The organism is Hymenobacter armeniacus (genome assembly GCF_014699055.1).
In the GTDB taxonomy this organism is placed as follows: domain Bacteria; phylum Bacteroidota; class Bacteroidia; order Cytophagales; family Hymenobacteraceae; genus Hymenobacter; species Hymenobacter armeniacus.
Genome location: NZ_JACXAC010000002.1, coordinates 609618 through 633441, shown reverse-complemented (window position 1 = coordinate 633441; position 23824 = coordinate 609618). Strand labels below are relative to the sequence as shown.

The 23824-nt window shown below is 60.6% G+C and carries 22 protein-coding genes; 17 read left to right on the top strand and 5 right to left on the bottom strand.

Annotation, left to right across the window (positions count from 1 at the left end):
* Window positions 1–104: 104 nt before the first annotated feature.
* The 4 genes from IC234_RS07100 (at window position 105) to IC234_RS07085 (ending at window position 6253) form a co-directional block, all read left to right on the top strand.
* Window positions 105–2228 (top strand): S9 family peptidase, encoded by a 2124-nt coding sequence (locus IC234_RS07100; protein WP_190923152.1) that lies wholly within the window; start codon window positions 105–107, stop codon window positions 2226–2228.
* 202 nt (window positions 2229–2430) lie between these two features.
* Window positions 2431–3999 carry an acyl-CoA carboxylase subunit beta gene (locus tag IC234_RS07095; protein WP_190923151.1) on the top strand — a complete coding sequence of 523 codons (1569 nt, stop codon included), beginning with the start codon at window positions 2431–2433 and terminating at the stop codon, window positions 3997–3999.
* Window positions 4000–4250: 251 nt separating this feature from the next.
* On the top strand, window positions 4251–5321 hold the full coding sequence (locus tag IC234_RS07090) for a M42 family metallopeptidase (protein ID WP_190923150.1): 1071 nt from the start codon (window positions 4251–4253) through the stop codon (window positions 5319–5321).
* Window positions 5322–5437: 116 nt separating this feature from the next.
* A complete protein-coding gene (locus IC234_RS07085; RefSeq protein ID WP_223827525.1) occupies window positions 5438–6253 on the top strand; it encodes an ABC transporter substrate-binding protein in 816 nt (271 codons plus the stop codon).
* On the opposite strand, the gene IC234_RS07080 is transcribed toward IC234_RS07085, so the two are convergent.
* Together IC234_RS07080 and aroB are read right to left on the bottom strand one after the other, a co-directional pair.
* A complete protein-coding gene (locus IC234_RS07080) occupies window positions 6237–7478 on the bottom strand; it encodes a 3-phosphoshikimate 1-carboxyvinyltransferase (RefSeq protein WP_190923149.1) in 1242 nt (413 codons plus the stop codon). The two genes, IC234_RS07085 and IC234_RS07080, sit on opposite strands and share 17 nt — an antisense overlap.
* Before the next feature lie 82 nt (window positions 7479–7560).
* Window positions 7561–8607, bottom strand: coding sequence for a 3-dehydroquinate synthase (aroB, locus tag IC234_RS07075; RefSeq protein WP_190923148.1), 1047 nt, complete (start codon window positions 8605–8607; stop codon window positions 7561–7563).
* A gap of 155 nt (window positions 8608–8762) precedes the next feature.
* On the opposite strand from aroB, the gene IC234_RS07070 reads away from it, so the two are divergent.
* Together IC234_RS07070 and IC234_RS07065 are read left to right on the top strand one after the other, a co-directional pair.
* The gene (locus IC234_RS07070) at window positions 8763–9194 is read left to right on the top strand and encodes a hypothetical protein (RefSeq protein ID WP_190923147.1); all 432 of its coding nucleotides are present in this window, start codon (window positions 8763–8765) and stop codon (window positions 9192–9194) included.
* 28 nt (window positions 9195–9222) lie between these two features.
* A complete protein-coding gene (locus tag IC234_RS07065; protein ID WP_190923146.1) occupies window positions 9223–9651 on the top strand; it encodes a hypothetical protein in 429 nt (142 codons plus the stop codon).
* Between the two features lie 3 nt (window positions 9652–9654).
* Here the strand turns inward: IC234_RS07065 and IC234_RS07060 are convergent, their stop codons facing one another.
* The gene (locus tag IC234_RS07060) at window positions 9655–10782 is read right to left on the bottom strand and encodes a chorismate mutase (protein ID WP_190923145.1); all 1128 of its coding nucleotides are present in this window, start codon (window positions 10780–10782) and stop codon (window positions 9655–9657) included.
* Between the two features lie 146 nt (window positions 10783–10928).
* On the opposite strand from IC234_RS07060, the gene IC234_RS07055 reads away from it, so the two are divergent.
* The 6 genes from IC234_RS07055 to lysS all read left to right on the top strand — a co-directional run bounded on the left by IC234_RS07055 (window position 10929) and on the right by lysS (window position 19308).
* Window positions 10929–12128, top strand: a complete 1200-nt coding sequence (locus IC234_RS07055) for a proline dehydrogenase family protein (RefSeq protein WP_190923144.1) — start codon at window positions 10929–10931, stop codon at window positions 12126–12128.
* 214 nt (window positions 12129–12342) lie between these two features.
* Window positions 12343–12729 carry a hypothetical protein gene (locus IC234_RS07050; RefSeq protein WP_190923143.1) on the top strand — a complete coding sequence of 129 codons (387 nt, stop codon included), beginning with the start codon at window positions 12343–12345 and terminating at the stop codon, window positions 12727–12729.
* A gap of 138 nt (window positions 12730–12867) precedes the next feature.
* Window positions 12868–13734, top strand: a complete 867-nt coding sequence (locus IC234_RS22165; RefSeq protein ID WP_317173339.1) for a hypothetical protein — start codon at window positions 12868–12870, stop codon at window positions 13732–13734.
* Window positions 13735–13968: 234 nt separating this feature from the next.
* Window positions 13969–16137 (top strand): carboxy terminal-processing peptidase, encoded by a 2169-nt coding sequence (locus tag IC234_RS07040; protein ID WP_190923142.1) that lies wholly within the window; start codon window positions 13969–13971, stop codon window positions 16135–16137.
* A gap of 267 nt (window positions 16138–16404) precedes the next feature.
* The gene (locus IC234_RS07035) at window positions 16405–17493 is read left to right on the top strand and encodes a hypothetical protein (protein ID WP_223827524.1); all 1089 of its coding nucleotides are present in this window, start codon (window positions 16405–16407) and stop codon (window positions 17491–17493) included.
* Between the two features lie 258 nt (window positions 17494–17751).
* Complete coding sequence (gene lysS, locus IC234_RS07030) at window positions 17752–19308, top strand: lysine--tRNA ligase (RefSeq protein ID WP_190923141.1); 1557 nt, start codon at window positions 17752–17754, stop codon at window positions 19306–19308.
* Between the two features lie 315 nt (window positions 19309–19623).
* Here lysS and IC234_RS07025 read toward each other — a convergent pair whose 3' ends face one another.
* Together IC234_RS07025 and IC234_RS22160 are read right to left on the bottom strand one after the other, a co-directional pair.
* Window positions 19624–19965: a YtxH domain-containing protein gene (locus tag IC234_RS07025; RefSeq protein ID WP_190923140.1), complete on the bottom strand. Its 342-nt coding sequence runs from the start codon at window positions 19963–19965 to the stop codon at window positions 19624–19626.
* Window positions 19966–20147: 182 nt separating this feature from the next.
* Window positions 20148–20585 carry a CsbD family protein gene (locus IC234_RS22160; RefSeq protein ID WP_190923139.1) on the bottom strand — a complete coding sequence of 146 codons (438 nt, stop codon included), beginning with the start codon at window positions 20583–20585 and terminating at the stop codon, window positions 20148–20150.
* 243 nt (window positions 20586–20828) lie between these two features.
* Between IC234_RS22160 and IC234_RS07015 the strand changes: the two genes are divergently transcribed.
* From IC234_RS07015 to IC234_RS06995, 5 genes are all read left to right on the top strand, one after another.
* Window positions 20829–21077 (top strand): Kazal-type serine protease inhibitor family protein, encoded by a 249-nt coding sequence (locus IC234_RS07015; RefSeq protein ID WP_190923138.1) that lies wholly within the window; start codon window positions 20829–20831, stop codon window positions 21075–21077.
* Between the two features lie 14 nt (window positions 21078–21091).
* Entirely contained in the window at window positions 21092–22033 is a 942-nt protein-coding gene (locus tag IC234_RS07010) for a GNAT family N-acetyltransferase (RefSeq protein WP_190923137.1), read from the top strand.
* A gap of 83 nt (window positions 22034–22116) precedes the next feature.
* Window positions 22117–22488, top strand: a complete 372-nt coding sequence (locus IC234_RS07005) for a cupin domain-containing protein (RefSeq protein ID WP_190923136.1) — start codon at window positions 22117–22119, stop codon at window positions 22486–22488.
* A 40-nt stretch (window positions 22489–22528) separates the two neighbouring features.
* The gene (locus IC234_RS07000; protein ID WP_190923135.1) at window positions 22529–23386 is read left to right on the top strand and encodes a dienelactone hydrolase family protein; all 858 of its coding nucleotides are present in this window, start codon (window positions 22529–22531) and stop codon (window positions 23384–23386) included.
* Between the two features lie 53 nt (window positions 23387–23439).
* Entirely contained in the window at window positions 23440–23757 is a 318-nt protein-coding gene (locus IC234_RS06995; RefSeq protein ID WP_190923134.1) for a hypothetical protein, read from the top strand.
* The last annotated feature ends 67 nt before the right edge of the window (window positions 23758–23824 follow it).

Sequence of the window (23824 nt, the reverse complement as noted above, 5' to 3'; positions counted from 1 at the left end):
GTATATTTTATAACTTATCCATTAACTTACGCCGCCAATTCTCACCTCAGTGTTGATTATAAACATTTTGATATTTTTCTAGTATGAAATTCCTTAGAAAAGCCATGTTGACTGGCGCAGGCGCGGCCCTGGCCGGAAGTGCTGTGGGGCAGGGTGCTCCGGTAGCGCCCATCAAGCCCAAGGTGTTTACCGATTTCGGCATCACCCGCACCGATAACTACTACTGGCTGAACCAGCCCAGCGACCCGGCGGTGCTGAAGTACCTAAATGCCGAAAACGCCTACTACGACCAGCAAATGGCCGGCACCAAGGAAACCCAGAAAAAGCTGGCCCAGGAAATCAAAAACCGCATCAAGCAGGAAGACTCCTCCGAACCTTATCGAGACAACGATTACTACTATTACACGCGCTACGAATTTGCGTCGGAATATCCCGTCTATTGCCGCAAGAAAGGCAGCCTGATAGCCACCGAGGAAGTGTTGTTGAACGGCGACGAGATGGGTACCGGCCGGCCGTATTTCCAGATTGGCGACTGGGCCGTGAGCGACAACAACCAGTTGCTAGCTTTCTCGGTCGACACCGTGAGCCGCCGGCTGTACACGCTGCGGTTCAAGAACCTGGCCACCGGCAAGGACTATCCCGAGCGCATTCACAACACCAGCGGCGAAGCGGTGTGGGCCGCCGACAACAAGACCGTGTTCTACGTGCGCAAGGATGTGAAAACGCTGCTGCCCTACCAAGTGTACCGCCACACGCTGGGCACCGACCCCAAGACGGACTCCTTCGTGTACGAAGAGAAGGACAACACTTTCAACGTGTCCATCAACCGCTCGAAGTCGCGGAAATACATTGGCATTGACCTCAACAGCTCGCTGTCGTCGGAGTACCGCTACCTGGAAGCCAACGCGCCCACGGCCCAGCCCAAGGTGTTTCAAAAGCGCGAGCCTGACCACCTGTACCAAGTAGAGCACCTGGGCGACAAGTTCTACGTGCGCACCAACTGGCAGGCGCCCAACTACCGCCTGATGATGACGCCCGTGGCCACCACCGCCAAAGCTGCGTGGACCGACGCGCTGCCCCGCAACCCCGTCATCTTCCTCGACAATTTCGAGGTGTTCAAAGAATACTTGGTGTTGAATGAGCGAAAGGGCGGCCTGCGCCAGCTGCGCGTGGTGAGCCTCAAAGACAAACAGGAGCACTACATCCCCTTCGATGAAGCGGCCTATACCGCCACCGTTGGCGTGAACCGCGAGATTGACACGCCGCTGCTGCGCTACAATTACACCTCGCTCACCACGCCGCCGTCCATTTACGAGTACGACATGAGCACGCGCACCGGCACGCTGCTGAAAGAGCAATCGGTGCTGGGCAACTACAATAAGTTCGACTACGTGACGGAGCGGGTGTTTGTGAAGTCGCGCGATAACAAGTTCATTCCCATGTCCATCGTGTACAAGAAGGGCACGAAGCTGGACGGGAGCGCGCCGCTGCTGCAGTACGCCTACGGTTCCTACGGCTTCTCGCAGGACCCCACTTTCAGCGCCGCCCGGCTGAGCTTGCTGAACCGCGGCTTTGTGTACGCGCTGTGCAACATTCGGGGCGGCCAGGAAATGGGCCGGCAGTGGTTTGAAGACGGCCGCATGGCGCACAAAATCAACAGTTTTAATGATTTCATTGACTGCTCCGAATACCTCACCAAGCCGCGCGAGGTGCAGGTGGGCGCCACCAAGCTGAAGCAGCAACTCACCTCGCCCGCCACGCTGTTTGCCATGGGCGGCAGCGCCGGCGGCCTGCTCATGGGTGCCGTGGTGAACATGCGGCCCGACCTCTACAAGGGCGTCATTGCCGCCGTGCCGTTCGTGGATGTGGTCACGACGATGTCGGACCCCAGCATTCCGCTCACCACCAGCGAGTACGACCAGTGGGGCAACCCGGCCAACGAGGAGGAGTTCAAGTACATGCTGTCGTACTCGCCCTACGACAACGTGAAGAAGCAGGCGTATCCGAATATGCTCGTCACCACCGGCCTGCACGACTCGCAAGTGCAGTACTATGAGCCCGCCAAGTGGGTGGCGAAACTACGCGCCCAGAAAACCGACAAGAACCTGCTCTTGCTACACACCGACATGGCCGCGGGCCACGGCGGCGCCTCGGGCCGCTTCAAGTCCATTGACGACACGGCGCGGCAGTACGCCTTCATGCTGATGCTATTGGGCAAGAACCTGTAGACCAGTCGACAGTCAGAAAAAGAACGTCCTGCTGAGCTGGCCGAAGCATCTCTACCGTGTCAATCAATTTTAGTATTGCGGTAGAAATGCTTCGACGCCGCTCGGCAGGACGTTCTTTTATTAAGCGCCGTAATCTACCCGTAACCTACCTTTGGTATCCCATTCCCGCGCACCCTTCCCACCCGCGCGCTTAGCCTCACTCATGCCCGACCCGCACGCCCACGCCCACCTCTCGAAAACCGAACTGCTGGCCCGCAAAAACGAAGAAGCCCTGCTTGGCGGCGGCCAGGCCCGCCTCGACGCCCAACACAAAAAAGGCAAGCTCAGCGCCCGCGAACGGATTGACTTGCTGCTGGACGAAGGCTCTTTTGAGGAGATTGGCAAGTTTGTGATGCACCGCTCCAAGGATTTCGGGCTCGATAAAGAATATTACCTCGGCGACGGTGTGGTGACCGGCTACGGCACCGTAAACGGCCGCTTGGTGTACGTTTTCTCGCAGGATTTCACGGTGTTTGGCGGTTCGCTGAGCGAAACGCACGCCGAGAAAATCGTCAAAATCATGGACCTGGCCATGAAAAACGGCGCGCCCGTCATCGGCCTCAACGACTCGGGCGGTGCCCGCATTCAGGAAGGCGTGGTAAGCCTGGGCGGCTATGCCGACATCTTTTACAAGAACACCCTCGCCTCGGGCGTGGTGCCGCAGCTCTCGGCCATCATGGGGCCGTGCGCGGGCGGCGCCGTGTACTCGCCGGCCATCACCGACTTCATCCTGATGGTGGAAAACACGAGCTACATGTTCGTGACCGGCCCCAACGTGGTGAAAACCGTGACCCACGAAAACGTGACCAGTGAAGAGCTGGGCGGCGCCAGCACCCACTCGGCCAAGAGCGGCGTCACGCACTTCAGCTGCGCCAATGAGGTGGTGTGCATCAACCACCTCAAGCAGTTGCTAAGCTACATGCCGCAGAACTGCGAAGAAACCGCCCCCGCCCAGCCCTACGAAGCCGCCGGCGACGAAAGCCGCCCCGTGCTCGACGGCATTGTGCCCGAAAACGCCAACCAGCCCTACGACATCCGCGAGGTGATTGAAGGCATCATCGACGAAGGCTCTTTCCTCGAAGTGCACCAGAACTTCGCCGAAAATATTGTAGTCGGTTTTGCTCGCCTGGCGGGCCGCAGCATCGGCATTGTGGGCAACCAGCCGGCCGTGCTGGCCGGCGTGCTCGATATCAACGCCAGCACGAAGGCGGCCCGCTTCGTGCGCTTCTGCGACTCGTTCAACATCCCGCTGCTGGTGCTGGAAGACGTGCCCGGCTTCCTGCCCGGCACCGACCAGGAGTGGCGCGGCATCATCACCAACGGCGCCAAGCTGCTCTACGCTTTCTGCGAGGCCACCGTGCCGCGCATCACCGTCATCACCCGCAAGGCCTACGGCGGGGCATATGACGTGATGAACTCCAAGCACATCGGAGCCGACATGAACTACGCCTGGCCCACCGCCGAAATCGCGGTGATGGGCGCCAAAGGCGCGGCCGAAATCATTTTCAAACGCGAAATAGCCGCTGCCGAAGACCCCGAAGCCAAGCTGCAGGAAAAGGTGGACGAGTACCAAGAAAAATTTGCCACGCCCTACCGCGCCGCCCACCGCGGCTTCGTAGATGAAGTCATCTTGCCGTCGCAAACGCGTCAGAAATTGATTCGCGCCTTCAAGATGTTGGAAAACAAAGTGGACACCATGCCGCGCAAAAAGCACGGCAATATTCCCTTGTAGCGCATGTATCCTATCGGCTGGTTTGCAATTGGACTGCTGCTTCTATGCACTGGCTTAGTAGCAAGGTGTAAGATTGGCCGTTTTTTCGTTGGGTTACTGGGTGTGTTTTTTTCGGAAGGCTCATTTGGCGGGTTTGAGGGCACGGACAAGAAGCCTCATAGTCCAAGCAATTATTTTCTTGTATTAAGTGCTACGTGCTTTTTGGTAGCGCTTATTGTTACAGTTCTTTCTTAAAATTAACATCACTACCGATGCGTCCCGAATCCTTCGAGTTTCTCGAAAAATATCTCAACAACCCCTCGCCCACCGGCTTCGAAAAAGAAGGCCAGAAATTGTGGCTAGAATACGTCAAGCCGTTTATCGACGAATATTTTGTCGACACCTACGGTACCGTGGTGGGCGTGATTAACCCCGAGGCAAAATACAAAGTCGTCATCGAAGCGCACGCCGATGAAATTTCTTATTTCGTCAATTACATCACCAAAGAAGGTTACCTCTACCTGCGCCGCAACGGCGGCTCCGACCCCTTGGTGGCGCCCAGCAAGCGCGTCAATATTTTCGGCGAGAAAGGCATTGTGAAGGGCATTTTCGGCTGGCCGGCCATTCACGTGCGCAAGGTGGAGCAGGACAAGGCGCCCACCATCGAAACCGTGTTTCTGGACTGCGGCGCGAGCAGCGCCGACGAAGTGGCCGAAATGGGCATTCACGTGGGCTCGGTGGTGACGTTTGAGGACGAATTCACGGTGCTCAACGACAAGTTTTACGTGGGCCGCGCGCTCGACAACCGCGTGGGCGGCTTTATGATTGCCGAGGTGGCCCGCATGCTGAAGGAGAACGACAAAAAGCTGCCCTTTGGCCTCTACATCGTGAATGCGGTGCAGGAGGAAATTGGCCTGCGCGGCGCCGAAATGGTGGCCCACCGCATCAACCCCGACGTGGCCATCATTACCGATGTGACGCACGACAGCCAGTCGCCGATGTATGAGAAAAAGACGGCCGGTGATATTTCCTGCGGCAAAGGCCCGGTCATTACCTACGGTCCGGCCGTGCAAAACAACCTGCGCGACCTCATCATCGAGACGGCCAAACAAGCGGAAATTCCTTTCCAGCGTGCCGCCGCCACCCGCGCCACCGGCACCGACACCGATGCCTTTGCCTATTCCGGTTCCGGCGTAGCCTCAGCTCTGATTTCGCTGCCGCTTAAATACATGCACACCACCGTGGAAACCGTGCACAAGGACGACGTGGAAAGCGTGACGCGCCTGATTTACGAGACACTGCTGCGCATCGAGGACGGGCACGATTTCCGGTATTTTAACTAAACAGGACGCTAGCTAAATCTGTCATCCTGAGCGCAGCGAAGGACCTTCTTACGATTGAGCAAATTGCTGCGACGTAAGAAGGTCCTTCGCTGCGCTCAGGATGACAGATTTTTTATATGGAACTACCCAAAATTTCTGCACTTCCGCTCAACGTCACCGACCAGATGGGCCGGCGCGTGGCGGTGCCGTTTCCGCCGCGCCGCATCGTGTCGCTGGTGCCGTCGCAAACGGAACTGCTGTTTGATTTGGGCGTGGGCGACAAGGTGGTAGGCGTCACCAAATTCTGCATTCACCCGGCCGAGGCGCGCACGCAGGCAACGGTAATTGGCGGCACCAAGAATGTTGATTTTGAAAAAATAGCCGCTCTGAAACCCGATTTAATTATTGGCAATAAGGAAGAGAATTATCAGACCGGCATCGAGCAATTAGCTGCTAATTATCCGGTGTGGCTGAGCGACATCAGCAACCTGCCGGAAGCGCTGGACATGATTCGCCGCGTCGGCTTCATCGCGGGCGCCAAGGAAAAAGCCGATGCGCTGGCAGCGGAGATAGAAGCTTCTTTTGCAACTCTGGAAACTGCAGCTACTGCTGTTACAAACCAGCCCGTTTCCGTCGCCTATTTCATTTGGCGCAAGCCGTACATGGTGGCCGCAACCGGCACGTTCATCGATGACCTGCTGCGCCGGGCCGGCTTTGCCAACGCGTTTGCGGCCCAAAGCCGCTACCCGGAAATAAGCGCCGACCAATTAGCCCAAGCTGCTCCGCAGCGGATTTTCCTTTCCTCTGAACCTTATCCATTTGGAGAGAAGCATCTCGCCGAATTTCAGGCAATTTGCCCAGCTGCAAAAATTGCTATTATCGACGGCGAATTATTCAGCTGGTACGGCAGCCGACTGCGACAATCGGCGGCGTATTTCAGTCAGCTTCGCTAATTGCAAAGCCGCTTTTCGCCAGTTCTTTCCAGAATTGCGGGTACGATTTTTTAACTACCGTGGGCGCCTCGATGGTGAGCGGGCCGCGCAGGGCCAGCGGGGCAAAGGCCATGGCCATGCGGTGGTCGTGGTAAGTGGCTACGGACTGGCCGTTGACCGCAAACCCGTTGGACTCGGTCCGGAACCGGCCTTCGCCCAGGTCGCGCAAGTCGCCGCCGAATTTGGCCAGCTCGGCTTGCAGGGCCGCGATGCGGTCGGTTTCCTTGATGCGCAGGCTTTCCAGGCCGGTCATCTCAACCGGCTGGTTGAGGGCGGCGGCCACCACGGCAACGGTCTGGGCCAGGTCGGGGCAGTCGGTAAAATCCAGCGTCAGCGGCTCCGTGCTGGCCGCGGCGGGCTGCTGCTGCAAGTGCACCGCATCGGCCAGAAAAGTGGTTTTCACGCCGAAATGCGTCATCATCTTCGCAATGGTCTGGTCGCCCTGCAAAGACTCCCGGCGCAGCCAGGGCAGGGTGATTTCGGAGCCGGCCGGAGCTAGCGCCACCATGGCGTACCAGTAGCTGGCAGCCGACCAATCCGATTCCACGGAGTAGTCGGTGGACTGGTAGGGCTGGGGCAGCACGGTTAGGGCATTGCCCTCGGCCGAATAGCGGGCGCCAAACCGTTGCATGAGCGCGGCCGTCATGTCGATGTAGGGCCTGGAGCCGACGTGGCCCGTCAGCTCCAGGCGCAGGCCGCCGGGCAGGTAGGGCCCCACCATCAGCAGCGCGGAAATGTACTGGCTGCTGATGTCGCCGCGTACGGCCAGCCGGGTGGGTGCGCCATCGGATTTCGCACTGAAGCCTTCGATTTGCAGCGGCGGGTAGCCTTCCTGGTTTTCATATGAAATGCTGGCGCCGGCCTGGCGCAGGGCGTCCACCAGCACGCCAATGGGGCGCTCCTGCATGCGTGCCGTGCCCGTGAGGCGGCCGCGCCAGTTGGTCACGCTCAGATAGGCCGTGAGGAAGCGCATGACGGTGCCGGCGTCTTCGGCGCTGAGCTCGGAACTGCCCGGCGCGGCGGCCAGCAGGCGCTGCATGAGCTGCGTGTCGTGCGCGTCAGAAAGGTTGCCGATGGTGCCCCCGCCCGCCAACGCTTGCAGGATGAGGGCGCGGTTGGCTTCGCTCTTGGAAGCCGGAGGGTGGGCGGTGCCGCGCAGCGGGCCGCCGGGCCAGGATAAGTGCATGGGCAAATGGCGCATGCTGCGGCTTGCGCTCTTTAAAAATTCAACAATGGGAGGGGCGCAAGCGAAAGCGTGCGCGGCGGCGCTACGACTGCAACCGGTGATAGTACCGCAGCGACTCGGCAATTTCATTCACCGTCACGGGCTGGTCGAATACGCCGTGCCCGATGCCGTTGAGCATGGTGCAATTGATGGTGGCGCCCGTGTTTTTCTTGTCCTGCAGGGCAAATTCGGCAATGGCCGCCGTTTCCATTAGCACAAAGGAAAGCTTGTCGAACACCGAGAACACAAAGGTTTCGATTTTGTCGAGCTCCTCGGCGCTCAGCAGGCCGCGCTGCACCGAGAGCCAGCTTTCGCAGACGATGCCCGCCGCCACGGCCTCGCCGTGCAGGGCTTCGCGGCCGGGCTGTAGCAGCAGGTAGCTTTCGATGGCGTGGCCCACGGTGTGGCCGAAGTTGAGCAGCTTGCGCGGGCCGCTTTCGAGCGGGTCCTGGGCCACGATGCGCTGTTTGAGCGCCACCGACTCTTGGATGATGCCGGTCCAGTCGTCGGTGAGCCAGCCCAGGCGTCGATTGAGGTCGAAAGCGTTGACGTCGGCAATGAGCCAGTGCTTGATGACTTCGGCGTAGCCGGATTTGAGCTGGCGCGGGTCGAGGGTTTGCAGAAACCGCGGCTCGATGAACACGGCGGCTGGCGCCTGGAACACGCCCAGCTGGTTTTTGTAGCCCTGAAAGTCGACGCCGGTTTTGCCGCCCACGCTGGCGTCTACCTGCGCGAGCAGCGTGGTGGGCAACTGCACAAAGCGGATGCCGCGCTTGTAGAGCGCCGCCGCGAAGCCCCCCAAATCCGTGACCACGCCGCCGCCCAGGTTCACCAGCACGGCGTGGCGGTCGGCGCGCTGCTCGGTGAGCTGGCTCCACACCGTTTCGCAGCTGCTCAAGGTTTTGTATTCTTCGCCAGCCGGGATTTCGATGAGGCAATAGTTGGCCGGCAGGTGCGGCTCGAGCAGCGGCAGGCACTGCCGCGCCGTGTTGCCGTCGACCAGCACAAACACCCGGCTTACGGCCGGCCGGTACAGAAATTCGGCCAAAGCCGGCAGGGCCTCGGGCCCAATGATGACGGAACTATCCATGGGGCAAAAGTCAGGATAAATTTTTCAGGGAATTCGCTGGGGCGAGAGCAACCATTTGGCGGTGGGGTCGGTCAGAGGGACAACGGCAGGCCCCGGCCCTCTTCTCGATGGCCCTACTGCTCGCGGCATTTCTCACTTTCTTTCTGCTTTCTGCTATGAAACGACTCGCTCACGCCTGCCTCCCGGCGCTGCTGCTGGCGGCTGGTGTGCTCGCCGGGTGCTCCAAAGGCGCGGTATCGCCCGAAGACGCCCAGGCCAACTCGCTGGTGGGCCACTGGGAGCTCACCCAAACCGACGGCGGCCTGTCGGGCAAAGTCACGCCCGCCAACCCGGCCCGACGGGAGGAAATCATCTTCACCACCGATAAGCAGGCCACTTTCCTGCTCAACGGCGCCGTGACCGCCGCCACCCCTTATTCGCTGTTTCAGGCTAATTCCTACGTCAACCGCCGGCCCCAGACCTTCCTGAGCTACGGCGCCCGCACCGGCAGCGAAAAGGAGTTCATCGAACGCGTGTCGGCCACCGAGCTGGTCATCGTGGAAGACTACGCCGACGGCCTCGGTTATTACTACAAACGCCGCCCCTAGCGCCAAGTGGCGCCCAGTTGCTTTCGTCATGAAATTCTCCTTTTGCCTTCGCCTGTTTTGGGCAGCGCTGATGGGCTTGGGCCTGCTGAGCTGCGACACTTTCGACGACGCTGCGCCCGAGGCCGTGGGCACCGGCCTGCCCGGCACTTGGCAACTTGTGAAGCTGGAGTGCGAATGCCTGCCCGGCGTGCCCCCCGAAACCGCCGAATTCACCGACAGCACTTTTGCGGTGTACAGCAACGGCCAGCTCACGGCGCGGGGTTCCTACACCGCCGTGCCCGGCATCATCACCTGTGGCACCACCAACAATTCGACGCCCGGCCTGCGCTTTACCGAGAAGCTGACCACGCCTTTTTTCCGGCACGACGCCCAGGTGACGGCGCAGGGCAATACGCTGGTGCTCGATTACGGCCTGCCCTGCGATTATCCCCGCAAAACCTACCGGCGCCTCCGCTAGCCGCTACAGGCCCGGCCCGTGGTGCTGCACGCCGTCTACCTGTGGGCGGCCGTTGAGCACCTCGGTTTGCTTGCGAATGCTCTCAATGTGAATGAGTTTGTAGAGCTCGGCCACAAACTTCTCGTTCACGTTGAGCTTGCGGGCCCACTCCTGCCGGGTGCTGAAAATTTCCTGCCAACGGTCGATTTGCAGGATTTTGACGTCGTTTTCCTTTTTGTATTCGGCCAGCTCCTCCACCAGGGCCATGCGGCGGGCCAGGGCTTCCACAATCTCGCGGTCGGCCACGTCCATCTTGTGGCGCAGGTCTTCGGCCTTGTTGAGGTATTCGGCGTTGTTGGAGGAGCGGTAGCGGTACTTCAGCTCGCTCAGGATTTCGCCCAGCCGCGCGGGCGTCACCTGCTGCTCGGCATCGCTGAGGGCGTGGTCGGGGTCAGGGTGGGTTTCGATGATGAGGCCGTCGTAATCGAGGTCGAGGGCTTTTTGGGCAATGGGCAGTAGCAGGTCGCGCCGCCCACCAATGTGGCTGGGGTCGCAGATGAGCGGAATGTGCGGGAAGCGCGTTTTCAGCTCAATGGGCAAAATCCAGGTGGGCGCGTTGCGGTAGCGGCTGGGCGCAAACGTGCTGAACCCCCGGTGAATGGCCGCCAAATCGGTGATGCCGGCCCGCTCCATGCGTTCCAGGGCGCCGGCCCAGAGGGCCACGTCGGGGTTCACGGGGTTTTTCACCATCACGGGCACGCCGGTGCCGGCCAGGGCGTCGGCCAGTTCTTGCACCGCGAAGGGGTTCACGGTGGTGCGCGCGCCCACCCAGAGCACGTCGATGCCGTGGGCTAGGGCTTCTTCCACGTGGCGGGGCGTGGCCACCTCGATGGCGGTGGGAATGCCGGTTTCGGCCTTCACGCGCTGCAGCCAGGGCAGCGCCACCGCTCCCATGCCCTCGAAGGAGCCCGGCCGGGTGCGCGGCTTCCAGATGCCGGCCCGAAACAGGTCGATGTTGCCGAGTGCTTTGAGGCCGTGAGCGGTGGCAAGCACCTGCTCTTCGGTTTCGGCCGAGCACGGCCCGGCAATGAGAATGGGCTGGCCCTTGTGAGCCAACAGTCGGGTGAAGAACGTATTAGAGTCGGAGGGCATCAGAACAGGGCCAGATGAAGGAAATTTGTGGCCAGACGCCGCAAATTCCAACAAACGTAACTCGTTTCTCCCGAACGTTGTTTACCGGCTACCTTCGTCCACTGGCTCCCCGCTGCCCCAATTCCCACCGATTTATTTCCCGCCCCATGTCGCCCGACGCCCCTACCCAAGCCCCGCCGATTTCCTTCGATGACACCCGCGTGGCGTTTGCTTCCAAGTCCGACGCCCAGCTGCGCAAAGTCTACGCCCTGTTTGCGGCCATGAACAACGGCAGCCTGGTGAAAACCGGCAGCGGCCTCATGAAAACGGCCTTGAAGTGGGGCCTGCCCGGCACGAAATTCCTCATCAAGCACAGCATTTTTGAGCAGTTCTGCGGCGGCGAAACCATCGCCGAGTGCCGCCCCGTCACGGCCGAGCTGGGCAAATACAACATCGGCACCATCCTCGACTACTCGGTGGAAGGCGAAGGCAGCGACGCCAGCTACGACCACACCCGCGACGAAATCCTGGCCACCATCGACGAGGCGCACCGCTCCAAGCACATTCCCTTCTCGGTGTTTAAAGTAACCGGCGTGGCCAACGTGGCCATTCTGGAGAAAATCCAGGCCGGCAAGCTGCTCACGGCCGCGGAAGAGGCCGCCCACGCCCGCGCCGTGGCCCGTGTGGACGCCCTGTGCGCCCGTGCCCACCAGCACGGCGTGCGCATCTTCGTCGACGCCGAGGAAAGCTGGTTCCAGCACACCATCGACCTGCTGGCCTACGACATGATGGCCAAGTACAACCGCGAAACGGCCATCGTCTGGAACACCTACCAGCTCTACCGCCACGACCGCCTCGACGCCCTCAAAGCCGCCCACGACGTGGCCGCCGAAGCCGGCTACTACATCGGGGCCAAGCTGGTGCGCGGCGCCTACATGGAAAAAGAAGCCCGCGTGGCCAAGCAGCGCGGCTATCAAAACCCCATCAACCCCACCAAAAACGCCACCGACGCGCTCTACGACGAGTCGTTGCGCTATTGCATCGAGCACATCGACCGCATCAGCATTTGCGCCGGTACGCACAACGAGGCCAGCTCCCTGTTGCTTACCCAACTCATGCAGCAGGCCGGCCTGGCACCCAACGACCCGCGCGTGTGGTTTGCCCAGCTCTACGGCATGAGCGACAACCTCACGTACAACCTAGCCAACGCCGGCTACAACACCGCCAAGTACTTGCCCTACGGCCCGGTAGCCGCCGTGATGCCCTACCTGCTGCGGCGGGCCGATGAGAACACCGCCATCGCGGGCCAGAGCAGCCGCGAGTTTCTGCTCATTCAGAAAGAAATTCGGCGGCGGCGCGGTCAATAAATTCGGCGGCAAAAAGTCGGCATTCGCCGGCCAGATGGGCGCTTGTCGGAGCCGTTGGGCGATTGCGCAGCATTTTCGGAACGATTGTGGTACGGGCCGACCCCGCGGGGCCAAAAATTAGCACCTGCAAGCACTGCTATATGTAGTGCCGGGCAGCTAAAATTCGCTAATTTTCAGCCCCCAAAACGGTTTTTTGTTCATTCAAAGCCCTATCATGATTGGTCGCATTCGCACGTATTTGATTCGCTATTCCCGGCTGCAAACCGGTACCGTAAGCTACCTCACGTTGGTGCAGGAAGCCGAATTGGGGTTAAATCTTGACATTTCTCACGAAAAATCTCGGCTCAATGAAATGCTGGCCGAAATCTCGGCCACGGAGCACGAAGAAGGCCGCCCGCCGCTGAGCTGCCTGGTGAAGGTGCAAGGCTCTAAGGGCCAAGGCGACAACTTCTACAAACTCTGCGAGAAGATGGGCATGGGCGAGTGGCGCAGCCTGAAACAGGACGAGGATTTTCTGAAAAATCTCATCAAAGAATGCCGGGATTTTTGGCGCAACGAAGCCAATTTTCAGCAGTTTGCCCGGAGCTCGGCTGACGACTAAAAAAACACAGTTGCTGGACTAAGGAGAGAAAAGTTGGAAAACTAGCGGGATGTAACCTCTACCACGGTGGCCCCGTTAAGAGCCTCAACTAGCCGGGTAGGCTGGTTTTCTTTTCCACATTTTCAATTCCTTCCTAGCATGAACACCAACGATTCGAATAACCCGCAGAATACCGGTACTGGCGCAGGCTCTAACTACGGCACCCAAAACACGGGCACCGGCATGGGCAACAGCACTGGCCTGAGCAACGAAGGCACCAGCTACAACGCCGGCACCGGCGTAACGTCCGGTACGGGCACGTCGAGCACTTCGGGCGCCTCGCTGGGCAACGTAAATAACGCCACCGACGGCGACGACTTCAGCGCCACCCAAAAAGGTGCCGCCGCCGCTGGCACCGCCGGCGCCGTAGTAGGCCGCGCCATCGACGGCGTGCAGAATACCGCCGACCATGCCGCTCATGCCGTGACCGGCCAGCCCTACGATTCGAGCCCCAGCACGAACCTGACCGGCATGTTCCGCGACCGCAGCAGCGCCGAGAAGGCCTATCAGTCGCTCTCGTCGCGTGGCTACGGCAAAGACGACGTGAACCTGCTGATGTCGGACGAAACTCGTAAGACCCACTTCGGTGAAGACACCGCCCACACCGACCTCGGCGACAAAGCCATGGAAGGCGCTGGCGTGGGTTCGGCCATCGGCGGCACGGCCGGCGCCATCATCGGCGCCATCGCGGCCATCGGTACTTCGGTAGCCCTGCCCGGTCTGGGCCTCATCATTGCCGGCCCGCTGGCCGCTGCGCTGGCCGGTGCCGGTGCCGGTGGCCTCACGGGTGGCCTGGTAGGCGCCCTGGTGGGCTCGGGCATCCCCGAGGAGCACGCGGCTGAGTACGAGCAAGGCGTGAAGAACGGCGGCATTGTGATGGGCGTGAAGCCCCGCAACGACGAAGACGCCCGTTACTTCGAAGAGGAGTTCCGTCGCCACAACGGCGACAAGATTTACAAGTACTAAGTACGTCGCAGGTTCCGGCCTGCTCGTCCTGAAAAAAGCCTTTCCCGTCTGGGAAAGGCTTTTTTGTTGCAACCTTCAGCCGACAGGCCTAGTTCTTATACTGTGCGCAGTCGGCCTTACCGCGGGCGGGCACTTATTTCACCCGCCAGGGCGTTTTCAACGTACACTTTACGGCCCCCACGCGCCTAGTGCCGGCTGTATATTTGAATTTCAACTTCGTTTTATTTTCCGCAAATGTCTTCCCCCCGCTTGAAAGTCGGGCTGTACGCCTTTTTGGTCGCGGCCGTGTTTGTTCTGGCATCCTACCGGTTGTTCCGCCGGGCCGACTCGGCAGTGCCGAGCAAGGACCAAGTGCTTATTGGCCTCATGCTGAGCGGGCTGAATTCGCAGCATTACCAGCCTGAGAAAATTGACGACGCGTTTTCCAAGCGCGTGTTTGACCTGTACCTGAAGCACCTCGACAACCGCAAGCAGTTTTTGCTGGCGAGTGACGTGGACCAGCTGCGTCGCTACCAGACCCAGATTGACGACGAGGTGAAGCGCGGCACACACGAGTTTCTGGACCTGAGCACCAAGCTCATGACCGACCGCACCAAGGAAATGCAGGCCCTGTACCGCGAGTTGCTGGCCAAGCCCTTCGATTTCACGGTAGACGAAACCCTGCAAACCGATTTCGACAAGGCGGCTTTCCCCGCCGACAAAGCTGCCCAGCGCGAGCTGTGGCGCAAGCTGCTGAAGTACGAAACCCTGAGCCGCGTTTCGGAAATGATGGACGCCCAGGAAAAGGCCAAAGAAGCCAAGCCCACCGGGGCCACTGCCGCCCCCAGCGCCGCCAATACCGAAGCCCCCACCGCCGCCGAGCCCGTGCGTACCCCCGCCCAAATGGAGGCCGAAGCCCGCAAGCGCGTGCTGAAGTCCTACGACGAGCAGTTTGAGGACATGGCCGACATCGACGCCAACGAGCGCATTGCGGAGTACGCCAACACCATCGCCAACACCTACGACCCGCACACCGAGTACTTTGCCCCCAAAGCCAAGGAAGATTTCGACTACGAAATGACCGGCCGCTTCGAGGGCATCGGGGCCACGTTGCGCGAAAAAGACGGCTTGATTTACGTAGATGAAATCATCCCCGGCTCGGCCTCGGCCCGGCAGGGCGACCTGAAGAAGGGCGACGCCCTGCTGCGCGTGGCCCAGGGCGCTGCCGAGCCGGTCAGCATCGAAGGCTGGCGCACGGCGAAAGCGGTGACGTTGATTCGGGGCAAAAAAGGCTCGGAAGTGCGCCTCACGGTGCGCAAGCCCGATGGCAGCACCAAGATTATTCCCATCATCCGCGACGTGGTGGTGGTTGACGAGAAGTACGCCCAGTCGTCGGTTATCACCGACAAGGGCCAGAAAATTGGCTACCTCCGCCTGCCCGGCTTCTATGCCGACTTCAACGACAACGGCGGCCGCAGCTCGTCTGACGACGTGAAGAAGGAGCTGGCCAAGCTCAACGCCGAAGGCGTGAAGGGCGTGATTATGGACCTGCGCTTCAACGGCGGCGGCTCTTTGGGCGATGCGGTGTCGATGGCCGGCCTCTTCATGGAAAGCGGCCCCATGGTGCAGGTGCGCGACGGCCAGGGCCGCACCCAGGTGCTGACCGACAACGACCCACGCGTGCAGTACAGCGGCCCGCTCGTGATTCTGGTGAACAAGTACAGCGCTTCGGCGTCGGAGATTTTGGCCGCGGCCATTCAGGACTACAAGCGCGGCGTGATTATGGGCTCGACCAGCACCTATGGCAAGGGCACCGTGCAGCGCATCTTCGACCTCGACGAAGCCCTGCCGGCCGAACTGAACAGCGTGAAGCCCATCGGCTCGCTCAAACTGACCACCCAGAAGTTTTACCGCGTGAACGGCGGCTCGACCCAGTTCAAGGGCGTGGTGTCGGACATTGTGGTGCCCGACCTCTACTCCTACCTCGACCAGGGCGAGAAAGAGTCGGACTACCCGCTGAAGTGGGACGAGATTCAGCCCGCCCGCTACCGCTCTTGGAACGAGGCCCCCAACCTGGAGAAGCTGCGCGCCAACAGCAAAGCCCGCGTGGCCACCAACCCCAGCTTTAAGGTGATGGACGACATGGTGAAGAGCATGCGCAAGCGCAAAGACGAAAGCGTGGTGTCGCTCAAGCTGAGCGCCTTCCGTGCCGAGCAGCAGGAATCGAAGCTGATTTCGGACCGTTACGAGGCCGCCCAGAAAACCACCACGGCCCTCGCCTTCTCGCCCCTGGCTGCCGACATTCGGGCCGTGGGCGGCGACACCGTGAAGGTGAACCGCGCCGCCCGCTTCACCAAAGGCCTGAAGAAGGACATCACCATCGGCGAAGCCGTGGCGGTGATTCAGGATGAGATTAAGCAATAGCCATTGGCAACTGCACGCTAGCCGTCTGCCAATCAGGTGCTAGCTTAGTCGCAGCAAAAGCCCCTGTACCTCGCGGTGCAGGGGCTTTTTTTGGCACCTTTTTGGCATGACAACTAAATTAGCAAACAGGTTGACAAATGCTTGCTTCAACAAATTTTTACTATTGAATTCAAGTCATTGATTTACAATGACAATGTACGGTATTAAATTTGACAAAAAAGTTAGTAATTAGGCAACTAAAAACCCACCGAAAGCTGTTTACCTGACATGAAGACTACAGAGGAAACCCGCATCATTCCGCTCAACCCGCAGGTCGACGCGCCTGCCGATGAGCTTCAGCAAAAGCTAGCCGATGAAAACTGGCGCAAATCAATCCCAGCGCAGGTTTTCCTCAACTACTTCTTTGCCATCAACTATCATATTCAGGAGAACGATGACGTGCTCGGCGGCCTCCAGAACCTGCCCTTCTTCCGCAGCCACACGGCCGAGCTGAACGATGCCGACGTGGCCGCACTCACCAAGCTGCTGCACACCAGTTGGAGCACGGAGTACGCCCTGCGGGCCACCGCCGAACTGGGCGACGAGAACTTCCTGCGCAACGCCCTGCACTGGACGTTCCCGCAGGCGTACCACGCCATCCTGTCGGGCCTGCAGGCATTCCTGTACACCACCGGGGTGCGCTCGAACAACGGCCAGCTCATCCGCCGCGAGGTGGGCCGCTTGGTGGTGAAGAATGCGTACCCGCGCCCGGTGTCGTTTTACGCCGCTGGCGCGTATGGCGACTTCAGCATTCACCGCCTGCCGCTGGCTGGCTACAAGGCCGGGCTGCACATTGCCAGCAAGGAGATTGACGCGCAGGCCCAGATTGGCCAGATGCTGCGCACCACGCGCAAGATGAAGGCGCAGTGGACCCGCCAGCAGGTGCAGGCCAACCCCAACACGGCCATTCGCAGCCAGAAGACGGGGCGCCCGCTCGATAAGTGGACGGCAGCGCACTGGCAGCAGATTACGTGGCGCCTGGGCTACACTACCATCTTCGATTTGCTAGGCCGCCTGCGCATCTCGGAAAGCACCCGCGAGATTGAGCGCTACGTGGAGGCTGACATCGACTTCCGCCTGTTTCATAGCTCTTTGCTGAACATCGTGAGCTACCTCAACGGCGTGCACGAGACGTACGTGGCCAAGGCCTTGGGCCTGGAGCGCTACCGCGAGCTGGTGGCCGAGCTACCGGTGCATTTGCAGTCGGGCTTCGTGCAGGAGCGGTTGCGCACCCGCGTCGAGCCGGTGCTAGCCCCCACGCCGCCCACGGCCCCTGCCATTGCCGCCGAAGGCCAGCAGTTCCGCATGGCTGCTTAATGTCTGAACCACGGATTGGCTTCGCCGACCTTCGGTTCGTGCGGATTTTTCGGATTCCACGGATTTTGTGAACGGAAATATCATGGCAAAGCCGCTCCGGTTTCGGAGCGGCTTTTTTCGTGCCGTACTTTTGTGGTTCACTTTAAGCACCACATCCACACTTGCCCAGGCAAGCAACTGATTATTCGGTTACATCAATCGTCCACAAAATCCGTGGAATCCGAAAAATCCGCATGAATCCGTGGTTCAGAAAATCATATGCAGCACCTCAGCGAACAGGAATTACAGCGCCGCCACAAACTCGAAGAACTGGAAAAGCTGGGCATTGAAGCGTACCCGTCGGAGCTGTTCGACGTGACGTTTTACGCCAAGGAAATTCACGACAACTACCACCCCGAGCTGAACAACTTCCAGGAGGTGGCGCTGGCGGGCCGGCTGATGTCGTCGCGCGTGATGGGCAAGGCCTCGTTTGCGGAATTGATGGACACGTCGGGCCGCATTCAGCTGTACGTGAACCGCGACGAAATCTGCCCCGGCGAGGACAAGGAGCTATACAACACTGTGTTCAAAAAGCTGCTCGATTTGGGCGACTTCATCGGGGTGAAAGGCCGCGTGTTCAAAACGCAGGTGGGCGAAACGTCTATTCACGTCACGGAGCTGAAGCTGCTGGCCAAGGCGCTGCGCCCGCTGCCGGTGGTGAAGGAAAAGGTGGACGAAGCCACCGGCGAGAAGGTGACCTACGACGCCTTCACCGACCCCGAGCAGCGCTACCGCCAGCGCTACGTGGACCTGGTGGTGAACCCGCAGGTGCGCGACACCTTCATCAAGCGCACGCAGCTGGTGCAGTCGATGCGCAATTTCCTGAACGACAAAGGCTACCTGGAGGTGGAAACCCCGATTCTGCAGCCGCTGTACGGCGGCGCGGCGGCGCGGCCCTTCACCACGCACCACAACACGCTGGACATGACGCTGTACCTGCGCATCGCCAACGAGCTGTATCTCAAGCGCCTGATTGTGGGCGGCTTCGATGGCGTGTACGAGTTCAGCAAGGACTTCCGCAACGAAGGCATGTCGCGCTTCCATAACCCCGAGTTCACCCAGATGGAGCTCTACGTGGCCTACAAAGACTACGCCTGGATGATGGACCTGGTGGAAGAAATGGTGGAGCGCGTGGCCATGGCCCTGCACGGCCAGACGGAGGTGAAAGTAGGCGAGAACGTCATCAATTTCCAGCGTCCGTGGCAGCGTTACACCATGTTCGAGGCCATTGAGAAATACACGGGCGTGGCCATTGGCGAGATGGACGAAGCCGCCCTGCGCGAAGCCGCCGCCAAACTGAACGTGCACCTCGACCCCAGCATGGGCAAGGCCAAAATCATCGACGAGATTTTCGGCGAGCACGTGGAGCCCAAGCTGATTCAGCCCACGTTCATCACCGACTACCCGGTGGAAATGTCGCCGCTGGCCAAGAAGCATCGCGACCGGCCCGGCATGGTGGAGCGGTTCGAAGCCATCTGCAACGGCAAGGAAATCTGCAACGCTTTCTCTGAGCTCAACGACCCCATCGACCAGCGCAAGCGCTTTGAGGACCAGTTGGAGCTGGGCAAGCGCGGCGACACCGAGGCCATGGTGCTCGACGAGGACTTTCTACGCGCCCTGGAATACGGCATGCCGCCCACGGCCGGCCTGGGCATCGGCATCGACCGCCTGAGCATGATTATGACCAACTCGCACTCCATTCAGGACGTGCTGTTTTTCCCGCAGATGAAGCCGGAGAACGTGCAGAAGGAGAAGCCCGAAGCCGAGGAGAAATAAAGGCCCTGCACGGCCTGTAGTCGTAACGGTTAAAAAATCGAAAAGCCCCACACGAAATGTCGTGCGGGGCTTTTCTTTTTTACAACCTTCTTACCCTTCAAACCGCTGTTTCTGTCAGAAGCTTGCGATGGATACGTCTGATTTTGCTACTGAACTTTTTGACCTAATTCAGCAGAAGCTCCTACGACCGGCAATTTTACTGACAATACGTTTCGGCCTTCTTTCAAGTCGGTTGTGAGGGATTTTACGGAGCCGCAGGGACCAGGTTACAAGAATGGCAAAAATGCCAAAATTATGTTTCTCCCCGGCAGGGTGCTACCCGCGCGGCTGGTGGCGGGCGTCGTCGAAACCGTCGTAGTCGGCATCGGCCTGCGCAAAGTCTCCCCCGGCGTCAAGGCTTTGCAGGAGGCGGTCGGCGGCTTGCTTGTCTTCGCTCAGGCTGGCGTCGGGGTTGGTGGAGCCCGAGGCCTGGCCCTGGGCCTTCGCCAAGGTGTCTTTAAAGAATTTGCTCAGGTCGCCGCCCCACTTGGTGGCCGAGCGTTTGAGGTGGGAGCGGGCGTCGTCGCCGGTTTCGGGGGCCAGCAGCAGGCCCGCCACGATGCCGGCCGTGGCGCCGGCCAGCAGCGAGAGAATGACTTTGCCTTTGTCGTCTTTCATGGGAATGCAGATTTGTAGTAAGAAGTAATGAGCAGCAGGCAGCACGAAGGCAGAATCATCTCCCTTCTCAATACCTGCTATTCACTACCACTCAACGGCAAATCCCGCCGACTTGTTGGGGCAGCAAAAAGCCCCGCACCTGACGGCGCGGGGCTTGTGCTTGCCTAACGCGGAGCGTCGGCTTACAGGTCGTTCAGCATTTTGGTGATTTCGGCTTTGCCTTTGCCGAGCTTCTCCTGCAGGCGGCCTACGAGCTGGTCGCCCTGGCCTTCGGCGTAGGTCAGGTCTTCGTCGGTGAGCTGGGCGTACTGGGCCTTCAGCTTGCCTTTGGCCTCGTCCCAGTTGCCTTTCATTTTGAGGCTGCTGCCGGGCAGGGTCACGCCGAGGTCTTCGAGCTTGCCGGCGTATTCTTTGAATTTTGCTTCGAGGTCGGCGCCCAGCTTCGAGGCTTGCTCGCCGAGCTGGCCGCTGTATTTGGAGGCAACGCCTTTCCAGTTTTCGCGCGTAGCCGAGCCTTTATCGGGGGCCAGCAGCATACCGGCGATGATGCCAGCGCCGGCACCGGCGAGGGCGGCCAAAAGTACTTTACCGGCGTTGTTGTCTTCTTCGTGGTACGACATGGTAATGGGTAATGAAGGGTGATGAAGTGAAAGTAGGCCAGGGGAAACGCGGAACCGAACACAAAACCAAATATTTTGTTTTAGCCCCGCGATTGGTCTGGCTGCCTATACGAAGGCCAACGTCAGGGGTTGAGCTTGGCAATAAATTTTCCGCAACGCCACGGCCGGAAAGTGCCCCTAAGCCCCGGGCGTGCCTGGTTCCGCCCGGGGCGGCGTAGATTCGCCCTTCTGCTGCCCGGCCCCATGAGAAAGCTCCTGCCCCTATATCTTGCCCTGCTGCTGGCCCCGGCCTGCCGCCGCAACGCGGCGCCCGCTGCCGCCGCGTCCGACTGCATCGACCCGGCCAAAGTAAACCCCGGCGGCATTTGCACCATGGAATACAACCCCGTGTGCGGCTGCGACGGCAACACCTACGCCAACGCCTGCGTGGCCGGCAACGCCGGCGTGCGCTCCTTCACCAAAGGCCCCTGCCCGGAAGCCCAGCCCAAATAACCCGTTCCCCGCCGTTGACCTCTGCCCAAGCCCGCTACCGCGACTTCTGCCGCACCGCGCCCGACGTGCCGGTGTTTGCGCAGCCGTGGTACCTGGACGCGTGCCGCGAAGGTGGCGCCTGGGACGTGGTGCTGGCCGAAGAAAACGGCCGTGTAGTGGCCGCCCTGCCCTATTTTTTTAAGCAAAAGGGGCCTTTCCGCCACGCCACCATGCCGCCGTTTGTGAAGTGGCTGGGGCCGTACCTGCTGCCCGAGTTTCGAGGGGTGCTCAAGAAGGAGCATGTGCTGCTGGAAGAACTCATCAGGCAGCTGCCCCCGCTGGCGGCTTTCAAGCAGAACTTTTACCCCACCAGCACCAACTGGCTGCCCTTTTACTGGCAGAAATTCCGCCAAACCACCTACTACACCTACCGCCTCCATGACGTGCACAACCTGGCGCAGGTGGAGGCCGGCCTCAACCGCAACATCCGGCGCAACCTGCAGAAGGCCCGGGAGCAGGTGCGGGTGGTGCACGACCTGGGCCCCGAGCGGTTTTACGAGGTCAACAAAATGAGCTTCGCCCGGCAGGGGCTGCCCATGCCCTACTCCTGGACGCAGTTTGAGCGGCACGATGCGGCGCTGGCGGCCAACGGCGCCCGGCAGCTGTTCTTCGCCGTGGATGCGCAGGAGCGCATTCACTCGGCGGCGTACCTCATCTGGGACCAGCAGGCAGCCTATTACCATCTTTCGGGCGATGACCCGGCCCTGCGCGACAGCGGCGCCGGCATCCTGCTGATTTGGGAGACCATTCGCTACGCCAGCGAGGTGCTGGGGCTGGCCTGCTTCGACTTCGAGGGCAGCATGCTGCCGGCGGTAGAGCGCATTCGGGTGCAGTTTGGGGCGGTGCAGACGCCGTATTTCTTTGTGTGGAAATACAACTCGCGGCTTTTTGAACTGTTGGAACGCGTGAAGCCGTAGAGAGACAATAATTTTAAGAACGGTCATGCTGGGCGCGGTCGAAGCATGACCGTTCTATCTGAAAACCTTATTCTGTTCTTCCAATGTCCGAAAAACGCTACGTTCTGAACCACTCCCCTTTCATCGTGCCCACCACCGACGGCAAGCTCATCGAAGAGCACGTGGGCGGGGCCAGCACCGGCACCACGGCCTACAGCCTGGCGCACATGGTGGCGCCGCCGCACTGGAGCGAACCGCACCAGACGCCCACTTTCGATGAAATCACGATTGTGGTGCGGGGCAGGAAGCGGTTTGAAATCGACGGCGACGTGGTGGAACTGCAGGCCGGGCAGGCGCTGCTGATTAAGGGTGGGGCGCGGGTGCGCTACTCCAACCCGTTTGAGGAAGAGTGCGAGTATTGGTCCATCTGCGTGCCGGCGTTCAGCCCCGACACCGTGAACCGCGAGGCGGAATAACCGCGGCCGTATTCTTCGCGCAATCAGTACATTTAGCCTCATGGACCAACGCATCATCGACCTTTTTGACGAATACACCCACGCCCCGCTGTCCCGCAAGGATTTCATGGAGCGGCTGGTGAAACTGGCCGGCGGCACGGCCCTGGCGTTTTCGGCCCTCTCGGTGCTGGAGCCCGGCTACGCGGCCGCCGCCACGGTAGCGCCGGCCGCCGACGACCTCGAGACCGAAGACGTGAGCTGGCCCGGCGACGGCGCCACCGTGCGCGGCTACCTGGTGCACCCCAAAGGCAAGAAAAAGCGCGGCGCGGTGGTCGTCATCCACGAAAACCGCGGCCTCACGCCCCACATCAAGGACGTGACGCGGCGCGTGGCGCAGGCCGGCTACCTGGCCTTGGGCGTAGACGCGCTGAGCGTGGTGGGCGGCACGCCGGCCGATGAGGACGAGGGCCGGAAGCTCATCGGGCAGCTCGACCCGCTGAAAAACCTGAACAACTACCTCGCCGCCCTCACGTATCTGCGCGCCCGGCCCGACTGCAACGGCCGCACCGGCGCCGTGGGCTTCTGCTGGGGCGGCGGCCTGGTGAACCAATTGGCCGTGCACGACCCCAAGCTCGATGCCGGCGTGGCCTACTACGGCGCCCAGCCCAAGGCCGAAGACGTGCCCAAGATTAAGGCCAGCATGCTGCTGCACTACGGCGGGCTCGACCAGCGCATCAACGCCGGCATTCCGGCCTACGAGGCGGCCCTGAAAGCGGCCGGCACCACGTACGAGCTGTACGTGTACGAGGGCGCCAACCACGCCTTCAACAACGACACCTCGCCGGCCCGCTACAACGCCGAAGTAGCCAAACTGGCCTGGGACCGCACCTTGAAACTATTCAAGGAAAAACTGGGCTAGCCGGGCAACCGCGCCGTTTTTAGCGGCATCTTTGCGGTATCGTCCCGGTATTGATGTCGCGTAAGAAGCTACCTCTTCTCTTAGTTGCGCTGGCGTGCAAAGTCAGCAGCAGCATGGCCCAAAGCCAGCCGACCCCGGCCCGGCAACCGGCCCCCGACCCTGACTATCAGGAACTGACGGTGCCCGTGCCGCGCGCCGTGTCCTTGGTCACGGACGTGGCGGCGGCGCTGTTTTCGCGCAACCCCGAGGGCAAGAACAAGGTGCAAGACATTGTGGACCGCCGCCGCAAACGCTCCGAGACGGGCGACCAGAGCCTAAAAGTCAGCATTCCGAAAAACGGACTGACGCGCACGCTGGGGCTGGTGGAGTAGAGCGCTACCGTAGCGCCTCCCCCCCCAGCCCCCTCTCCTAAGGGAGAGGGAGCGCCAGCCGACTGCT

What these genes read in the sequence shown, in the direction of transcription:
- IC234_RS07100 (WP_190923152.1), top strand. Translation starts at nt 105, where the DNA reads ATGTTGACTGGCGCAGGCGCGGCCCTGGCCGGAAGTGCTGTGGGGCAG.
- IC234_RS07095 (WP_190923151.1), top strand. Translation starts at nt 2,431, where the DNA reads ATGCCCGACCCGCACGCCCACGCCCACCTCTCGAAAACCGAACTGCTG.
- IC234_RS07090 (WP_190923150.1), top strand. Translation starts at nt 4,251, where the DNA reads ATGCGTCCCGAATCCTTCGAGTTTCTCGAAAAATATCTCAACAACCCC.
- IC234_RS07085 (WP_223827525.1), top strand. Translation starts at nt 5,438, where the DNA reads ATGGAACTACCCAAAATTTCTGCACTTCCGCTCAACGTCACCGACCAG.
- IC234_RS07080 (WP_190923149.1), bottom strand. Translation starts at nt 7,478, where the DNA reads ATGCACTTATCCTGGCCCGGCGGCCCGCTGCGCGGCACCGCCCACCCT.
- aroB (WP_190923148.1), bottom strand. Translation starts at nt 8,607, where the DNA reads ATGGATAGTTCCGTCATCATTGGGCCCGAGGCCCTGCCGGCTTTGGCC.
- IC234_RS07070 (WP_190923147.1), top strand. Translation starts at nt 8,763, where the DNA reads ATGAAACGACTCGCTCACGCCTGCCTCCCGGCGCTGCTGCTGGCGGCT.
- IC234_RS07065 (WP_190923146.1), top strand. Translation starts at nt 9,223, where the DNA reads ATGAAATTCTCCTTTTGCCTTCGCCTGTTTTGGGCAGCGCTGATGGGC.
- IC234_RS07060 (WP_190923145.1), bottom strand. Translation starts at nt 10,782, where the DNA reads ATGCCCTCCGACTCTAATACGTTCTTCACCCGACTGTTGGCTCACAAG.
- IC234_RS07055 (WP_190923144.1), top strand. Translation starts at nt 10,929, where the DNA reads ATGTCGCCCGACGCCCCTACCCAAGCCCCGCCGATTTCCTTCGATGAC.
- IC234_RS07050 (WP_190923143.1), top strand. Translation starts at nt 12,343, where the DNA reads ATGATTGGTCGCATTCGCACGTATTTGATTCGCTATTCCCGGCTGCAA.
- IC234_RS22165 (WP_317173339.1), top strand. Translation starts at nt 12,868, where the DNA reads ATGAACACCAACGATTCGAATAACCCGCAGAATACCGGTACTGGCGCA.
- IC234_RS07040 (WP_190923142.1), top strand. Translation starts at nt 13,969, where the DNA reads ATGTCTTCCCCCCGCTTGAAAGTCGGGCTGTACGCCTTTTTGGTCGCG.
- IC234_RS07035 (WP_223827524.1), top strand. Translation starts at nt 16,405, where the DNA reads ATGAAGACTACAGAGGAAACCCGCATCATTCCGCTCAACCCGCAGGTC.
- lysS (WP_190923141.1), top strand. Translation starts at nt 17,752, where the DNA reads ATGCAGCACCTCAGCGAACAGGAATTACAGCGCCGCCACAAACTCGAA.
- IC234_RS07025 (WP_190923140.1), bottom strand. Translation starts at nt 19,965, where the DNA reads ATGAAAGACGACAAAGGCAAAGTCATTCTCTCGCTGCTGGCCGGCGCC.
- IC234_RS22160 (WP_190923139.1), bottom strand. Translation starts at nt 20,585, where the DNA reads ATGTCGTACCACGAAGAAGACAACAACGCCGGTAAAGTACTTTTGGCC.
- IC234_RS07015 (WP_190923138.1), top strand. Translation starts at nt 20,829, where the DNA reads ATGAGAAAGCTCCTGCCCCTATATCTTGCCCTGCTGCTGGCCCCGGCC.
- IC234_RS07005 (WP_190923136.1), top strand. Translation starts at nt 22,117, where the DNA reads ATGTCCGAAAAACGCTACGTTCTGAACCACTCCCCTTTCATCGTGCCC.
- IC234_RS07000 (WP_190923135.1), top strand. Translation starts at nt 22,529, where the DNA reads ATGGACCAACGCATCATCGACCTTTTTGACGAATACACCCACGCCCCG.
- IC234_RS06995 (WP_190923134.1), top strand. Translation starts at nt 23,440, where the DNA reads ATGTCGCGTAAGAAGCTACCTCTTCTCTTAGTTGCGCTGGCGTGCAAA.